This is a genomic window from Streptomyces yokosukanensis, from assembly GCF_001514035.1.
Taxonomy (GTDB): domain Bacteria; phylum Actinomycetota; class Actinomycetes; order Streptomycetales; family Streptomycetaceae; genus Streptomyces; species Streptomyces yokosukanensis.
In genome coordinates this window covers 1-18,132 of sequence record NZ_KQ948252.1, presented here as the reverse complement: position 1 = coordinate 18,132, position 18,132 = coordinate 1, and the positions used below count along the sequence as shown (strand labels likewise).

Genomic DNA, 18,132 nt, shown 5'->3' with positions numbered 1-18,132 from the left:
CCGGTGAGGTGCAGGCTCTGGAGGAGTTGCTTGCCGCCTGTGAGGCGGAGGGGGTCCGGGCCAGGCGGATCGCGGTGGACTATGCCTCTCATTCCGCGCAGGTGGATCTGTTGCGGGAGGAGCTGGCGGAGCTGCTCGCTCCGGTCAGTGCGCGTGCGGCGGAGGTGCCGTTCCTGTCGACGGTGACGGGGGAGTGGGTCAAGGGGCCGGAGCTGGATGCCGGGTACTGGTTCCGCAACCTGCGGCAGACGGTCGAGCTGGAGGACGCCGTCCGCACGCTGCTGGAGCAGGGCTTCGGGGTCTTCGTCGAGTCCAGCCCGCACCCCGTGCTGACCGTGGGCATGCAGGAGACGGTGGAGGACGCGGGGCGCGAGGCTGCCGTGCTGGGGTCGCTGCGGCGTAACGAGGGTGGTCTGGAGCGGTTCTGGCTCTCGCTCGGCGAGGCGTACGTCCACGGTGTCGCCGTGGACTGGGGGGCGGTGTTCGCCGGGACCGGTGCCCGCCGGGTCGACCTGCCCACCTACGCCTTCCAGGCACGGCGGTTCTGGCCCGAGGCGGCCCCCGTCGAGCCGGAGCCCCTCCCCGTGGAGAGCGCGGTCGACGCCCGCTTCTGGGACGCCGTCGAACGCGAGGACCTCGCCGCGCTCAGCGCCGAACTGCGCATCGAGGGCGACCAGCCGCTGACCGCCCTGCTCCCCGCGCTGTCCTCCTGGCGGCGCCAGAGCCAGGAGCAGGCCACCGTCGACGGCTGGCGCTACCGCATCACCTGGAAGGCCCTCGCCGACGCCGCCACCGCGCGCCTCTCCGGTGCCTGGCTGGTCGTCGTGCCCGAGGCGCTCGCCGGCCCGGCTGCGGAGACCGCCGCCGCCGTGACGCGCACCCTCGCCGACCGTGGCGCGGAGGTCCGTACCCTCACCGTGGCCACCGACGCCGCCGACCGTGACGCGCTGAAGGCCGCCCTCGACGGGACGGAGGACCCCGACGGGGTCCTCTCGCTCCTCGCCCTCGCCGGGGACGGCACCGCCCCCCTCCGCGAGCACGCCGGGCTCCTGGCCACCGCCGCCCTCGTCCAGGCCCTCGGCGACGCCGACGTGACCGCGCCCCTGTGGTGCGTCACCCGCGGCGCCGTCTCCGTGGCCCGCTCCGAGCGGCTCCAGGATCCGGCGCAGGCCCTCGTATGGGGCTTCGGGCGGACCGCCGCACTGGAGTTCCCCGACCGCTGGGGCGGCCTCGTCGACCTGCCCGGGCAGGCCGACGACCGGGCCCTCGCCCGGCTCGCCGGTGTCCTGGCCGGTGACGGCGCCGAGGACCAGGTCGCCGTACGCGCCTCCGGACTGTACGGCCGGCGCCTGGCCCACGCCCCGCTCGCCGACGCCCCGACCCCGCCCGCCTGGAAGCCGACCGGGACGACCCTGGTCACCGGCGGCACCGGCGCCCTCGGCACGCACGTCGCCCGCTGGCTGGCGGAGAACGGCGCCGAGCACCTGGTCCTCACCAGCCGCCGCGGCGCCGAGGCCCCCGGCGCGGCCGAACTGCGCGAGGAACTGAACGGGCTCGGCACCGAAGTCACCCTCGCCGCCTGCGACATGGCCGACCGGGACGCCGTCACCGCGCTCCTCGCCGACATCCCCGCCGACCGGCCGCTGACCGCCGTCGTGCACACCGCCGGAGTCCTCGACGACGGCGTCATCGACGGGCTGACCCCCGAGCGGTTCGCGACCGTGCTCGCCCCCAAGGCGGACGCGGCGCTCACCCTGCACGAGCTGACCCGCGACCTCGGCCTCTCCGCGTTCGTCCTGTTCTCCGGCGTCGCCGGCACCCTCGGCGACGCGGGCCAGGGCAACTACGCGGCCGCCAACTCCTACCTCGACGCCCTCGCCGAGCAGCGGCACGCCGACGGCCTGCCCGCGACCTCCGTGGCCTGGGGGCGCTGGGGCGACAGCGGACTGGCCGCCGACGGCGTCATCGGGGAGCGGCTCGACCGCGGCGGCGTGCCCGCCATGGCGCCGCGTGCCGCGATCCGCGCCCTCCAGCAGGCCCTGGACCACGCCGAAGCGGCCGTCGCCGTCGCCGACATCCAGTGGGACCGCTTCACCCCCGGCTACACGGCCGTACGGCCCAGCCCGTTCCTCGGCGACCTGCCCGAGGTACGGCGCCTCGCGCAGAGCGCGACGGCCGCCGCGGACGCGGGCACGGAGGGTTCCCCGGCCGAGGCCCTGCGCCGCCGGCTGTCGGCGATGCCGCAGGCCGAACAGGCCGTCGTCGTCCTGGAACTGGTCCGGTCCCACGCGGCGACCGCGCTCGGCCACCCCACCACCGACGAGGTGGGCGCGGGCCGCGCCTTCAAGGAGCTCGGCTTCGACTCCCTGATCGCGCTGGAGCTGCGCAACCGACTGAACGCGGCCACCGGACTCAAGCTCCCGGCGACGCTGGTCTTCGACCACCCGACGCCGGCGGTCCTCGCGGACTTCCTGCGCGCCGAGATCGTCCAGGACGGCTCCACCGGAGCCGCGCCCGGCATCGCCGAGCTCGAAAAGCTCGAATCCGCGCTGTCCGTCCTCGACCCGGACGGCGAGACGCGCGCCGACATCGCCTCGCGCCTGCAGGCCCTCCTGACGAAATGGGGTGAACCGCAGGCCCAGTCGAGCGATGGGGCCGTGGCCGAGAAGCTCCAGGAAGCCACGCCCGACGAGCTCTTCGACTTCATCGAGAACGAGCTCGGGATCTAGCACAGCGGACAGCAGGCAGTAGCAGCACAAGGGTTTGTGACGAACATGGGTGAGGTTCCAATGGCGGGTCAGGCGTCGGATCAGGACAAGATCCTCGGCTACTTGAAGCGGGTGACTGCCGATCTGCACCAGACGCGGCAGCGGCTGCGCGAGGTCGAGTCCCAGGAACCGGAGCCCATCGCGATCGTCGGCATGGCCTGCAGGTTCCCCGGCGGCATCCAGTCGCCGGAGGACCTGTGGGAGCTGGTCGCGGGCAGCAAGGACGCGATCACCGACTTCCCCACCGACCGCGGCTGGGACATCGAGTCCCTGTACGACGCCGACCCCGAGCAGCGGGGCACGTCGTACACCCGCGAAGGCGGATTCCTCGACGGGGCCGGCGAGTTCGACGCCGCGTTCTTCGGGATCAGCCCGCGCGAGACCCTCGGCATGGACCCGCAGCAGCGCCTGCTGCTGGAGACGTCCTGGGAGACCTTCGAGCGCGCCGGGATCGACCCGGCGACGCTGCGCGGCAGCAAGGCCGGCGTGTTCATCGGCACCAACGGCCAGGACTACCCCGACCTGCTGCGCGACGGCGTCCCCCAGGGCGTCGAGCAGTACCTCCTCACCGGCAACGCGGCCAGCGTCGTCTCCGGCCGCCTCTCCTACACCTTCGGCCTCGAAGGCCCCGCCGTCACCGTCGACACCGCCTGCTCCTCCTCCCTCGTCGCCCTGCACCTCGCGGTGCAGGCGCTGCGGGGCGGCGAGTGCTCCCTGGCCCTCGCCGGCGGTGTCACGGTCATGTCCAGCCCGCGTGCGTTCGTGCAGTTCAGCCGGCAGCGCGGACTCGCCCCCGACGGCCGCTGCAAGCCGTTCGCCGACGGCGCCGACGGCACCGGCTGGGGCGAGGGCGTCGGCATGCTCCTCGTCGAGAAGCTCTCCGACGCCCGCCGCAACGGCCACCCCGTCCTGGCCGTCGTCCGGGGCTCCGCCATCAACCAGGACGGCGCCTCCAACGGCCTGACCGCCCCCAACGGCCCCTCCCAGCAGCGCGTCATCCGCCAGGCCCTCACCAACGCCGGACTCACTTCGGCCCAGGTCGACGCCGTCGAGGCGCACGGCACCGGCACGACGCTCGGCGACCCCATCGAAGCGCAGGCCATCCTGGCCACCTACGGCCAGAACCGGCCCGACGGGCGGCCGCTGTGGCTGGGTTCGATCAAGTCCAACATCGGCCACACCCAGGCCGCCGCCGGTGTCGCGGGCATCATCAAGATGGTCCTCGCCATGCAGAACGGCGTCCTGCCGGAATCGCTGCACGTCGACCGGCCGTCCACCGCCGTCGACTGGACCACCGGCTCCGTCGAACTCCTCACCCGGCCCGTGCCGTGGCCCGAGACCGGCCAGCCGCGCCGCGCCGGCATCTCCTCCTTCGGCGTCAGCGGCACCAACGCCCACACCGTCATCGAGCAGGCCCCGCCCGTCGAGCCGGCCGCCCCGCAGGACGCGGACGGGACCGCCCCGCAGGGCGCCACCGGCCCGGTCCCGCTGCTCGTCTCCGGCCACGGCGACGAGGGGCTGCGCGCCCAGGCCGCCCGCCTCGCCGCCCACCTGCGGGCCGAGCCCGCCCTCGCCGCGGACCCCGCGGCCCTGACCGACCTCGGCCACTCCCTCGCCACCAGCCGCTCCTCGCTGGACCGCCGTGCCGTCCTCTTCGCCACCGGCCCCGAGGAACTCCTCACCGGCCTCGATGCGCTCGCCGCCGGGGAACAGCCCGCGAGCGGAATCGTCGACGCCGTCGCCGAGGGGAACACCGCCTTCCTCTTCACCGGCCAGGGCAGCCAGCGCCCTGGCATGGGCCGCGAACTGTATGCCACCCACCCCGGCTTCGCCCGCGCCCTCGACGCCGTCCGCGACGAACTCGACCGCCACCTCGAACGCCCCCTGTACGACGTCCTGTTCGCCCCCGAAGGAAGCCCCGAGGCGGCCCTCCTCGACGAGACCGCCCACACCCAGGCTGCCCTGTTCGCCGTCGAGGTCGCCCTCTGCCGCCAGCTCGAACAGTGGGGCGTCACCCCCGACTTCCTCATCGGGCACTCCATCGGCGAACTCGCCGCCGCCCACGTCTCAGGCGTACTGACCCTCGCCGACGCGGCGGCCCTCGTCGCCGCCCGCGGCCGCCTCATGCAGGCCCTGCCCGCCGGCGGCGCGATGATCGCCGTCGAGGCCACCGAGGACGAGGTCGCCCCGCTCCTGACCGACCGCGTCTCGATCGCCGCCGTCAACGGCCCCCGCTCCGTGGTGGTCTCCGGCGACGAGACCGTCGCGCTGGAGATCGCCGCCGCCTTCGAGGCGCGCGGCCGGCGCACCAAGCGGCTCACCGTCAGCCACGCCTTCCACTCGCCGCTCATGGACGACATGCTCGGCGCGTTCCGCGAGGCCGCCGAAGCCGTCACCTACGCACCGCCCGTCATCCCGATCGTCTCCAACCTCACCGGTGCCTCCGTCACCGCCGAGGAGATCTGCACCCCCGAGTACTGGGTCCGGCACGTCCGCGAGGCCGTCCGCTTCCACGACGGCGTCGCCGCCCTCGCCGCCCTCGGCGTCACCACCTTCGTCGAGGTCGGCCCCGGCGGCGTCCTCACCGCCCTCGCGCAGGACTGCCTCGCCGGCCGGGACGACATCGTGTTCGTCCCCGCGCTGCGCGCCGACCGCCCCGAGCCGGCCGCGTTCGCCGCCGCCGTCGCCGGAGCCCACGCGCACGGCGTCCGCGTCGACTGGCCGGCCGTCTTCGCCGGACGCTCCGCCACCCGCGTCGACCTGCCCACGTACGCCTTCCAGCGCGGCCTGTACTGGCCCGAGCCGCCCACCGCATGGACCGGCGACGTCACCGCCGCCGGCATCGGCTCCGCCGACCACCCGCTGCTCGGCGCCGCCATCGCACTCGCCGACGGCGACGGCTACCTCTTCACCGGGCGCCTCTCCCTCGCCACCCACCCGTGGATCGCAGATCACACGGTCATGGACACGGTGCTGCTGCCCGGCACCGCCTTCGTCGAACTCGCCCTGCGGGCCGGCGAGCACACCGGCTGCGAACTCCTCGACGAACTCACCCTCCAGGCCCCCCTGGCCCTGCCCCCGCACGGCGGCGTCCAGATCCAGCTCGCCGTCGGCGCCCCCGACACCGACGGACGGCGTCCCCTGACCCTGCACTCCCGGCCCGAGGACGCCGCCGACGACACCTGGGGCGAAGGCGCCTGGACCCGCCACGCCACCGGCTTCCTCGCCCCCGCCGCCACCGGCGCCGACCGGGGCACCGGCGGCGACCTCTCCGTCTGGCCGCCGCAGGGCGCCACCGCCCTGCCCGTCGACGGCCTGTACGAGTACCTCACCGGCACCGGATTCGCCTACGGCCCCGTCTTCCAGGGCCTGACCGGTGCCTGGCAGCGCGGCGAGGAGGTCTTCGCCGAGGTCCGCCTGCCCGAGCAGGCCCACGCCGAAGCCGCCCTGTTCGGCCTGCACCCCGCCCTGCTGGACGCCGCCCTGCACGCCGTCGGCATGGGCTCCCTGCTGGAGGACACCGACCACGGCCGCCTGCCGTTCTCCTGGAGCGGCGTCACCCTGCGCGCCGTCGGCGCCCGGGCCCTGCGCGTCCGCCTCGCCCCCGCCGGACACGACACCGTCTCCGTGGACCTGGCCGACGAGACCGGCGCGCCCGTCGCCGCCGTCGACGCCCTGCTGCTGCGCCCCGTCACCCCCGACCAGGTACGCGCCTCCCGCACCGCCTTCCATGACGCGCTGTTCCGCGTCGACTGGAGCCCGTTCGCCCTGCCCGCGGCCACCACCGTCGCCCCCGGCCAGTGGGCCGTGCTCGACGGGGCCGCCGCCTCCGGCACGGGCATCGCCTCCCGGTTCGGGGCCGTCCTGCCGACCGCCAAGGCCCACCCGGACCTCGCCGCCCTCGCCGCGGCCGTCGACGCGGGCGCCCCCGTCCCGCAGGCCGTCCTCGTGCCCGTCCCCGCCGCGCCGTCCGCCGGGCCGACGCCCGTCGACACGGAGCTGCCCGCCGCCGTCGCCGCCGCCCTGCACGATGCCCTCGGCCTGGCCCAGGCCTGGCTCGCCGACGACCGGTTCGCCTCCTCCCGGCTCGTGTTCGTCACCCGACACGCCGTCGCCACCACCGCCGCGGCCGACATCGCCGACCTCGCGCACGCCCCGGTGTGGGGCCTGCTGCGCGCCGCCCAGTCCGAGCACCCCGACCGGTTCGTCCTGCTCGACCTCGACGACCGCGACGAATCCCTGCGTGCCCTCCCGGCCGCCCTCGCCACCGACGAGGCGCAGCTCGCCCTGCGCGAGGGCCGAGCCGTCGTCCCCCGGCTCGCCCGGGTCCCCGCCGTCCCCGCCGCCGAGGGCCGCGAGGCCCGCCCGCTCGACACCGACGGCACCGCCCTCGTCACCGGAGCCACCGGCACCCTGGGCGGGCTCGTCGCACGCCACCTGGTCACCGTCCACGGCGTCCGCCGCCTGCTGCTGACCAGCCGCCGCGGCGAGGCCGCCGCCGGAGCCCCCGAACTCCTCGCCGAGCTGCGGGCGATGGGCGCCGAGGTAACCCTCGCCGCCTGCGACGCCGCCGACCGCGACGCACTCTCCGCCGTACTGGCCTCCGTACCGGCCGAGCACCCGCTGACCGCCGTCGTGCACACCGCGGGCGTCCTCGACGACGGCATCCTCGAAGCGCTCACCCCCGAGCGGATCGACCACGTCCTGCCCGCCAAGGTCGACGCGGCCGTCCACCTGCACGAGCTGACCCGTGGACTCGACCTCGCCGCGTTCGTCCTGTTCTCCGCCGCCGCCGGCACCCTCGGCGCCGCCGGACAGGCCAACTACGCCGCCGCCAACACCTTCCTCGACGCCCTCGCCCAGCGCCGCCGCGCCGAGGGCCTGCCCGCCACCGCGCTCGCCTGGGGCCTGTGGGCCGAGCGCAGCGGCATGACCGGCGACCTCGCCGACACAGACCTGGAGCGGATCTCCCGCGCCGGAGTCGCCGCGCTGTCCTCCGCCGAGGGCCTCGCCCTCATGGACACCGCCCGCGAGACCGGCGAGGCCACCGCCGTCCCCATGCACCTGGACCTGGCCGGGCTGCGCCAGGCCGACGCGAGCACGGTCCCGCCGCTGCTGCGCGGCCTGGTCCGGCCCGCCGCCCGCCGCACCGCCGCCGCCCAGGGCGCCACGCCCGCCGACGGGCTCGCCGAGCGGCTGCTCCCGCTGACCGTCCCCGAACGCGACCGGCTGCTGCTGGCCACCGTCCGCGTCCAGGTCGCCGCCGTCCTCGGCTTCCCCGGCCCCGACGCCGTCGACCCCGGCCGGGCCTTCAAGGAACTCGGCTTCGACTCGCTCACCGCCGTCGAACTGCGCAACCGCCTCGGCTCCGCCACCGGCGTCCGGCTGCCCGCCACCCTCGTCTTCGACTACCCCACGCCGAACGCCCTCGCCGCGTTCCTGCGGACCGAACTCCTCGGCGACCAGGCGGCCCCCGCGGGCGCCGGCACCCCCGTCCACGTCCCGGCCGTCGCCGACGAGCCCATCGCGATCGTCGCCATGGCCTGCCGCTACCCCGGCGGGGTCACCACCCCCGAGGAGCTGTGGCGGCTCGTCGCCGACTCCGTCGACGCCGTCTCGCCCTTCCCGGCCGACCGCGGCTGGAACCTGGACGCGCTGTACGACTCCGACCCCGGCCGCGCCGGGACCTCGTACACCCGCGAGGGCGGCTTCCTGCACGACGCCGCCGACTTCGACCCCGACGTCTTCGGCATCAACCCCCGTGAAGCCCTGGCCATGGACCCGCACCAGCGGCTCCTGCTGGAGACCTCCTGGGAGGCCTTCGAGCGGGCCGGCATGGACCCCGCCTCGCTGCGCGGCAGCCGCACCGGCGTCTTCGCGGGCGTCATGTACCACGACTACCTGACCCGCCTCCCCGCCGTCCCCGAGGGCCTGGAGGGCTACCTCGGCACCGGCACCGCGGGCAGCGTCGCCTCCGGCCGCATCTCCTACACCTTCGGCCTGGAGGGCCCGGCCGTCACCATCGACACGGCCTGCTCCTCCTCCCTCGTCGCCCTGCACCTGGCCGCGCAGGCCCTGCGCAGCGGCGAGTGCGACATGGCCCTGGCCGGCGGCGTCACCGTCATGTCCACCCCGGACACCTTCATCGACTTCAGCCGCCAGCGGGGCCTGTCCACCGACGGCCGCTGCAAGTCCTTCTCCGCCGACGCCGACGGCACCGGCTGGGCCGAGGGCGCGGGCATGATCCTCGTCGAGCGGCTCTCCGACGCCCGCCGCAACGGCCACCCCGTCCTCGCCGTCGTCCGCGGCACCGCCGTCAACCAGGACGGCGCCTCCAACGGCCTCACCGCTCCCAACGGGCCCTCCCAGCAGCGGGTCATCCGCGAGGCCCTCGCCCAGGCCGGGCTGACCACCGCCGACGTCGACGCCGTCGAGGCCCACGGCACCGGCACCACCCTCGGCGACCCCATCGAGGCCCAGGCCCTGCTCGCCACCTACGGCCAGGACCGCCCCGAGGAGCGGCCGCTGCGCCTGGGCTCCATCAAGTCCAACATCGGCCACACGCAGGCCGCCGCCGGTGCCGCGGGCATCATCAAGATGGTCCAGGCGATGCAGTACGGCGTCCTGCCCGCCTCCCTGCACATCGGCGAGCCGTCCCCGCACATCGACTGGACCGCCGGCGCCGTCTCGCTCCTGACCGAGCGGGCGGAATGGCCCGAGACCGGCCGGCCGCGCCGCGCGGGCATCTCCTCCTTCGGCGTCAGCGGCACCAACGCGCACGTCATCATCGAGCAGCCGCCCGCCGACGAGGACGGGGCCGACGAGGACCGGGCCGACGCCGCCCCGGCCGCCGCCACCGGTGCCGTACTGCCGTTCGTCCTCTCCGGCCGCACCCCCGACGCGCTGCGCGCCCAGGCCACCCGCCTCGCCGCCCACCTCGCCGACCGCCCCGGGGACGCCCTCGCCGACGTGGCGTTCTCCCTCGCCACCACCCGTACCGCCCTGGACCGGCGGGCCGCCGTCGTCGCCACCGACCGCGAACAGCTCCTCGCCGGCCTCACCGCCCTCGCCGAGGGCCGCGACGCCGCCGGGCTGGTCCGGCACGACACCGCCGACGGCCGCCTCGCCGTCCTCTTCACCGGACAGGGCAGCCAGCGCCCCGGCATGGGCCGCGAGCTGTACGCCGCCCACCCCGTCTTCGCCGCCGCCCTCGACGAGGCGTGCGCCGCCCTGGACCCGCACCTCGAACACCCCCTCAAGGAGGCCCTGTTCGCCGAGGACGGGACGCTCCTGGACCGGACCGGCACCACCCAGCCTGCCCTGTTCGCCCTGGAGACCGCCCTCTACCGGCTCGTCGAGTCCTGGGGCGTACGCCCCGACTTCGTCGCCGGCCACTCCATCGGCGAGATCACCGCCGCGCACGCCGCGGGCATCCTCACCCTGACCGACGCAGCCGCCCTCGTCGCCGCCCGCGGCCGCCTGATGGAAGCCCTCCCCGAAGGCGGTGCGATGATCGCACTCACCGCCACCGAGGACGAGGTCCGGCCGCTGCTGGCCGGCCACGAGGACCGCATCGGCATCGCCGCCGTCAACTCCGCCTCCTCCGTGGTCGTCTCCGGCGACGAGACCGTCGCGCTGGAGATCGCCGCCGCCTTCGAGGCGCGCGGCCGGCGCACCAAGCGGCTCACCGTCAGCCACGCCTTCCACTCCCCGCTGATGGACGGCATGCTCGACGCCTTCCGCGACGTCGCAGCCTCCCTCACCTACCACCCGCCCGTCATCCCCGTCGTCACCCACCTCACCGGCGAGATCGCGGGCGACGCCCTGCGCACCCCCGAGCACTGGGTCGCCCACGTCCGCGAACCCGTCCGCTTCCTCGACGGCATCCGCACCCTCGACGCCGAGCACGTCACCACCTACCTCGAACTCGGCCCGCAGGGCGTGCTGTCCGGACTCGGCCGCGACTGCCTCACCGAAACCGACACCGACACCGACAGCGCCACCACCCCCGACGCCGTCTTCGTCCCGGCCCTGCGCCGCGACCGCGGCGAGACCGAGGCCCTCGCCGCCGCGGTCGCCGCCGTCCACACCCGTGGCGTCCCGGTCGACTGGACCGCCTGCTTCGCCACCACCGGCGCCCGCCGCACCAGCCTGCCGACCTACGCCTTCCAGCGCCGCCGGTTCTGGCTGGAGGCCCCCGCCGGATTCATCGGCGACGTCGAATCGGCCGGTCTTGGCGCCGCCCACCACCCGCTGCTCGGCGCCGCCGTCCCGCTCGCCGACGGCGAGGGCTTCCTGTTCACCGGACGGCTCTCCCTCGACACCCATCCCTGGCTCGCCGACCACGCGGTCATGGGCACCGTGCTCCTGCCCGGCACCGCCTTCGTCGAACTCGCCGTCCGCGCGGGCGACCAGGCCGGCTGCGATCTGCTGGAAGAGCTCACCCTCGAAGCCCCCCTCGTCCTCGGCCCGCACGCCGCGGTCCGCCTGCAGATCGTGGTCGGCGCCCCCGACCGGGACGGCCGCCGCACCCTCGACCTCTACTCCGGCGACCCCGACGCCGCCGACGACGACCCCTGGACCCGGCACGCCACCGGCATCCTCGCCACCGGCGCCCCCCGGCCCGCTTTCGACCTCGCCGCCTGGCCCCCGGCCGGCGCCGAGCCCGTCTCCGTCGACGGCCTGTACGAGCACCTCGCCCAGGGCGGATTCGCGTACGGCCCCGTCTTCCAGGGCCTGCGCGCCGCCTGGACCCTCGACGACGACGTCTACGCCGAGGTCGCCCTCCCCGAGGACCGGCACGCCGAAGCCACCCGGTTCGCTCTGCACCCCGCCCTCCTCGACGCCGCCCTGCACGCCACCTTCGTCCAGCCGGCCGGCACCGACCGCCAGGCCGGACTGCCGTTCTCCTGGCGCGGCGTGTCCCTGCACGCCGTCGGCGCCGCCGCGCTGCGCGTCCGCCTCACCCCCGACGGCGACGACCTCCTCACCCTCGAACTGGCCGACACCACGGGCGCACCCGTCGCCGCCGTCGAGCAGCTCCGGGTCCGGCCCGTCTCCGCCGACCGCCTCGCGGGCCCCGCGCGCACCGCGCACCACGAGTCGCTGTTCCGCGTCGAATGGGCCACCCTCCCGCTGCCCGCCACCGCACAGGACGCCGCCCCCGGTGACGGCTGGGCCGTCCTCGGCATCGGCGACGGCCTGCCGGACCAGGGCCGCGCGTACGCCGGTCTCGCGGAGCTCGCCGCCGCCCTCGACGCGGGCGCACCCCTGCCCCCGTACGTCCTCGCCCCCTGCCCGGCCGCCCCCGACTCCGGGGCCGCGCTCACGCCCGACGCGGTCCGCGCCGCCTCCCACCGGGCCCTCGCCCTCGTCCAGGGATGGCTCGCCGACGACCGCTTCGCCGCCTCCCGCCTGGTGCTCGTCACCCGGGGCGCCGTCGCCACCCACGGCGACTGGGACCTCATCGACCCGGCCCACGCCCCCGTCTGGGGCCTGGTCCGCTCCGCGCAGTCCGAGAACCCCGACCGGTTCGTCCTCGCCGACCTCGACGGCACCACCGCCGACGGCACCCTCCTGGCAGCGGCCCTCGCCACCGGCGAGCCGCAGTTCGCCGTCCGCCGCGGCACCGTCCACGCCCCCCGCCTCGCCCGGGTCCCGGCCACCACGCCGCTGACCCCGCCCGCCGACGGCTCCGCCTGGCGCATGGACATCCAGGACAAGGGCACCCTCGACAATCTCGCCTTCCTGCCCAGCCCCGAGTCCGAGGCCCCGCTGGAGCCCGGCCAGGTCCGCGTCGCCGTCCGCGCCGCCGGCCTCAACTTCCGCGACGTACTCAACGCCCTCGGCATGTACCCCGGCGACCCCGGCCTCATGGGCTCCGAGGGCGCCGGCACCGTCCTGGAGACCGGGCCCGGCGTCACCGACCTCGCACCGGGGGACCGCGTCATGGGCATGCTGCCCGGCGCGTTCGGCCCGCTCGCCGTCGTCGACCGCCGCATGATCGCCCCGATGCCCGAGGGCTGGTCCTTCGCCGACGCCGCGGCCGTACCGATCGTCTTCATGACCGCCTACTACGCCCTGCACGACCTCGCCGGCCTGCGCGAGGGCGAAACCCTCCTCGTGCACGCCGCTGCCGGCGGCGTCGGCATGGCCGCCGTCCAGCTGGCCCGCCACTGGGGCGCCGACGTGTACGCAACCGCCAGCCCCGCCAAGTGGGACACCCTGCGCGGACTCGGCCTGACCGACGACCGGATCGCCTCCTCCCGCACCCTCGACTTCGAGGACACCTTCCGCACCGCCACCGGCGGCCGCGGCGTCGACGTCGTCCTCGACTCCCTGGCCCGCGAGTTCGTCGACGCCTCGCTGCGGCTGCTGCCGCGCGGCGGACGCTTCGTCGAGATGGGCAAGACCGACGTCCGCGACCCGCAGGACGTCGCAGCCGCCCACCCCGGCGTCACCTACCAGGCCTTCGACCTCACGGAGGCCGGTCTCGACCGCATCCAGGAGATGCTCACCGCCCTCCTCGGCCTCTTCGAATCCGGCGCACTGCGCCCCATCCCGGTCTCCTCCTGGGACCTGCGCCAGGCCCCCGAGGCCTTCCGCTACCTCAGCCAGGCCCGACACACCGGCAAGATCGTCCTCACCGTGCCCTCCGAGTGGGACCCCCAGGGCACCGTCCTCATCACCGGCGGCACCGGCACCCTGGGCGCCCTCGTCGCCCGCCACGCCGTCACCGTCCGCGGCGCCCGCCGCCTGATCCTGACCAGCCGTCGCGGCGAAGCCGCCGCCGGAGCCGCCGAACTCGCCGCCGAGCTGCGCGCGCTGGGCGCCGATGTCACCGTCGCCGCCTGCGACGCCGCCGACCGCGACGCGCTCGCCGCCCTCGTCGCCGGCATCCCCGCCGAGCACCCGCTGACCGCCGTCGTCCACACCGCCGGCGTCCTCGACGACGGCATCACCACGGCCCTCACCCCCGAGCGGCTCGACACCGTCCTGCGGCCCAAGGCCGACGCCGCGCTCCACCTCCACGAGCTGACCCGCAACCTCGACCTGGCCGACTTCGTCCTCTTCTCCTCCGCCGCCGGCACCTTCGGCGGCGCCGGCCAGGCCAACTACGCCGCCGCGAACGTCTTCCTCGACGCCCTCGCCCGCCACCGCCACGCCCACGGCCTGCCCGGCACCTCCCTCGGCTGGGGCCTGTGGGCCGACGCCAGCGGCATGACCGGCGAACTGGACGCCGCCGACAAGGACCGCATGACGCGCTCCGGCGTCCTCGGCCTGTCCTCCGAGGAAGGCCTGGCCCTCCTCGACACCGCCCACCGCATCGGCGACGCCCACCTCGTGCCCATGCAGCTCGACCTGGCCCCGCTGCGCCAGGCCGACGCGAGCATGGTCCCGGCACTGCTGCGCGGCCTCGTGCGCACCACGGCCCGCCGGGCCGTCGAGGCCACCGCCACGGGCACCGGAACCCCGCTCGTCGAACGGCTCGTACGACTGCCCGGGAACGAGCGCGACGCCCTCCTGCTGGACCTCGTACGCGACGAGGTCGCCGCCGTCCTCGGCCATGCCACCCCCGACGCCGTCGAACCCGGCCGCGCCTTCAAGGACCTCGGCTTCGACTCCCTGACCGCCGTCGAGTTCCGCAACCGGCTCGGCGCTACCGCCGGGGTCCGCCTGCCCGCCACCCTCGTCTTCGACTACCCCAACCCGACGGTCCTCGCCGCCTACCTCAGGGACGAACTCCTCGGCTCCGAGGCCGCCGCCGCGGCCGCCGCCCTCCCGCGGCACCCCGCCGGACCCGGCGGCACCGCCGACTTCGACGACCCCATCGCCATCGTCGCCATGAGCTGCCGCTTCCCCGGCGACGTCCGCAGCCCCGAGGACCTGTGGGAACTGCTCGCAGAGGGCCGCGACGGCATCGCCCACCTTCCCGCCGACCGCGGCTGGGACACCGAGTCGCTGTACGACCCGGACCCCGACAACCCGGGCACGTCGTACGCCCGAGAGGGCGGCTTCTTCTACGACGCCCATCACTTCGACCCCGCGTTCTTCGGGATCAACCCCCGCGAGGCCCTCGCCATGGACCCGCAGCAGCGACTGCTGCTGGAGACCTCCTGGGAGGCCTTCGAACGGGCCGGGATCGACCCGACGGGCCTGCGCGGACAGCAGGTCGGCGTCTTCGTCGGCCAGATGCACAACGACTACGTGTCGCGCCTGAACACCGTCCCCGAGGGTGTCGAGGGCTACCTCGGCACCGGCGGCTCCAGCAGCATCGCCTCCGGCCGCGTCTCCTACACCTTCGGCTTCGAGGGCCCGGCTGTCACCGTCGACACCGCCTGCTCGTCCTCGCTGGTCGCCCTGCACCTCGCTGCGCAGGCCCTGCGCGCCGGGGAGTGCACCCTCGCCCTCGCGGGCGGCGTCACGATCATCACCACCCCCGACGTCTTCACCGAGTTCAGCCGCCAGCGCGGCCTCGCCGCCGACGGCCGCTGCAAGCCCTTCGCGGCCGCCGCCGACGGCACCGCGTGGGGCGAGGGCGTCGGCATGCTCCTCGTCGAACGCCTCTCCGACGCCCGCCGGAACGGCCACCGGGTCCTGGCAGTCGTCCGCGGCACCGCCGTCAACCAGGACGGGGCGAGCAACGGCCTGACGGCGCCGAACGGCCCCGCCCAGCAGCGGGTCATCCGCCAGGCCCTCGCCAACGCCGGCCTGACCACCGCCGACGTCGACGCCGTGGAGGCCCACGGCACGGGCACGCGGCTCGGCGACCCCATCGAGGCCCAGGCGCTGCTGGCCACCTACGGCCAGGACCGCCCCACGGACACCCCGCTGTGGCTCGGGTCCATCAAGTCCAACTTCGGCCACACCCAGGCCGCCGCCGGTGTCGCGGGCGTCATCAAGATGGTCGAGGCCATGCGCCACGGCGTCCTGCCCCGGACCCTCCACGTCGACGCGCCGTCCCCGCACGTCGACTGGTCGGCGGGCGCGGTCTCGCTGCTCACGGAGCCGATGGCATGGCCGGAGACCGGACGGCCGCGCCGTGCGGGCGTCTCGTCCTTCGGCATGAGCGGCACCAACGCCCACGCCATCATCGAACTCCCGGAGTCCGCCGGCACCCCGGCTGCCACCGACGACGCAGTGGCCCCGGCCCCCTCGGCCCCGGTGGCGCTGCCCTGGCACCTGTCCGCCCGTACGCCCGAGGCCCTGCGTGCCCAGGGCGAGCGGCTCCTGACCCATCTGGAGGCCCACCCGGAGGCGAAGCCCGCCGACATCGGCCACGCGCTTGTCACCACCCGCGCCGTCTTCGAGCACCGCGCCACCGTGGTCGCCGCCGACCTCGACGGCTTCCGGACCGGCCTGAAGGCCCTCGCGGAGAGCCGCTCGGCGGCCGGACTGGTCCGGGGGACTCAGCCGGCGACGGGGGAGAAGCTGGCCTTCCTGTTCACGGGGCAGGGCAGCCAGCGGCTGGGGGCGGGGCGTGAGCTGTACGACGCCTTCCCGGTGTTCGCGGCGGCGCTGGACGCGGTGTGTGCGGGGATGTCGCTCGAACTGCCGTTGAAGGAGGTGCTGTTCGGCGACGACGCGGCCGTTCTGGACCGTACGGAGTATGCGCAGCCGGCGTTGTTCGCGGTCGAGGTGGCGCTGTTCCGGTTGCTGGAGTCGTGGGGTGTGAAGCCGGACTTCCTCTGCGGTCATTCCGTCGGTGAGATCGCCGCCGCGCATGTGGCGGGTGTCGTGTCGCTGGCGGACGCCTGCACGCTGGTGGCCGCCCGTGGGCGTCTGATGCAGGCGCTGCCGTCGGGTGGTGTGATGATCGCGATGCAGGCGTCGGAGGACGAGGTCCTGCCGTTGCTGACCGAGCGGGTGAGCATCGCCGCGGTCAACGGGCCGACTTCGGTCGTGATCGCGGGCGACGAGGACGCCGCGCTCGCGGTGGCGGCGTCCTTCGGCGACCGCAAGACCAAGCGGCTCACCGTCAGCCACGCCTTCCACTCGCCGCACATGGACGGCATGCTCGACGCCTTCCGCGAGGTGGCCGAGTCCCTGACGTACGCCGCTCCGCGCATCCCGGTCGTGTCGAACCTGACCGGCGCCCCCGTCACCGACGAGATGGGCTCGGCCGAGTTCTGGGTCCGCCACGTCCGGGAGGCCGTCCGCTTCCTCGACGGTGTCCGGGTCCTGGAGGCCGCGGGCGTGACCACGTACCTCGAACTCGGCCCCGACGGCGTGCTGTCGGCCCTCGCCCAGGACTGCACCACCGCCGAGGGCGCTGCCTTCGCCCCCGCCCTCCGCAAGGACCGCCCCGAGGCGGAGAGGCTGCTCACGGCGCTCGCCACCGCCCACGTCCGCGGAGCCTCCGTCGACTGGCAGGCGTACTACGCCCCGCTGGGCGCCGCCCGCGTGGACCTGCCGACGTACGCCTTCCAGCGCGCCGTCTACTGGCTCGACGCCGGCCGCACCGACGGCGACGTCACCGCCGCCGGACTCGGCGCCGCCCACCACCCGCTGCTCGGCGCCGCCGTCCAGCTCCCCGACTCCGACGGCCACCTGTTCACCGGCCGGCTCTCCCTGTCCACCCACCCCTGGCTCGGTGACCACCGGGTCATGGGCTCGGTTCTCCTGCCCGGCACGGCCTTCGTCGAGCTGGCCCTCCAGGCCGGAGAGCACGTCGGCTGCGACCTCGTCGACGAACTCACGCTGGAAGCCCCGTTGGTGCTCCCCGAGCACGGCGCCGTGCAGCTGCGACTCTCCATCGGCGCGCCCGACCTGTCGGGCCGCCGCCGCAGCCTCGCCCTCCACTCCCGCCCCGAGGACGCGGACCCGGACACCCCGTGGACACGGCATGCCGTCGGCGCGCTCGCGACCGGGGCGGACCAGGCCCCGCAGAGCCTGACCGACTGGCCGCCGACCGGAGCGGAGCCCGTCCCGGTGGACGGTCTGTACGAGGGCCTCGCGGACTCCGGCTTCGGCTACGGCCCGGTGTTCCAGGGCCTGCGCGCAGCCTGGCAGCAGGACGGCACCTACTACGCCGAGGTGGCCCTCCCCGAGGGCGCTGCTGACGACGCCTCCCGCTTCGGCCTCCACCCGGCCCTGCTCGACGCAGCCCTGCACGCCCTCGGACTGGGCGGCACCGCGGACACCGCGGGCGCGGAAGGACGGCTCCCGTTCTCCTGGTCCGGTGTCGCGCTGTACGCGGTGGGGGCCTCCGAGCTCCGTGTCCGCCTGACCGCCGCCCGGAACGGCGAGGTCGAGCTCACCCTGGCCGACGCGTCCGGAGCACCGGTCGCCTCGGTCGCCGGACTGGCCCTGCGTGCCATGAGCGGGGACCAGCTCGACACCGCGCCGGACCTGACCCGGGACT

At 75.4% G+C, this 18,132-nt stretch carries 2 protein-coding genes; both read left to right on the top strand.

Annotated features, from left to right (window positions below; genetic code table 11):
* On the top strand, window positions 1–2,729 hold a 2,729-nt coding region (locus tag AQI95_RS43445; protein ID WP_159056752.1), incomplete at its 5' end, for an SDR family NAD(P)-dependent oxidoreductase.
* Between the two features lie 45 nt (window positions 2,730–2,774).
* A partial coding sequence (locus tag AQI95_RS43440) for a type I polyketide synthase (RefSeq protein ID WP_107121927.1) occupies window positions 2,775–18,132 on the top strand: 15,358 nt, incomplete at its 3' end.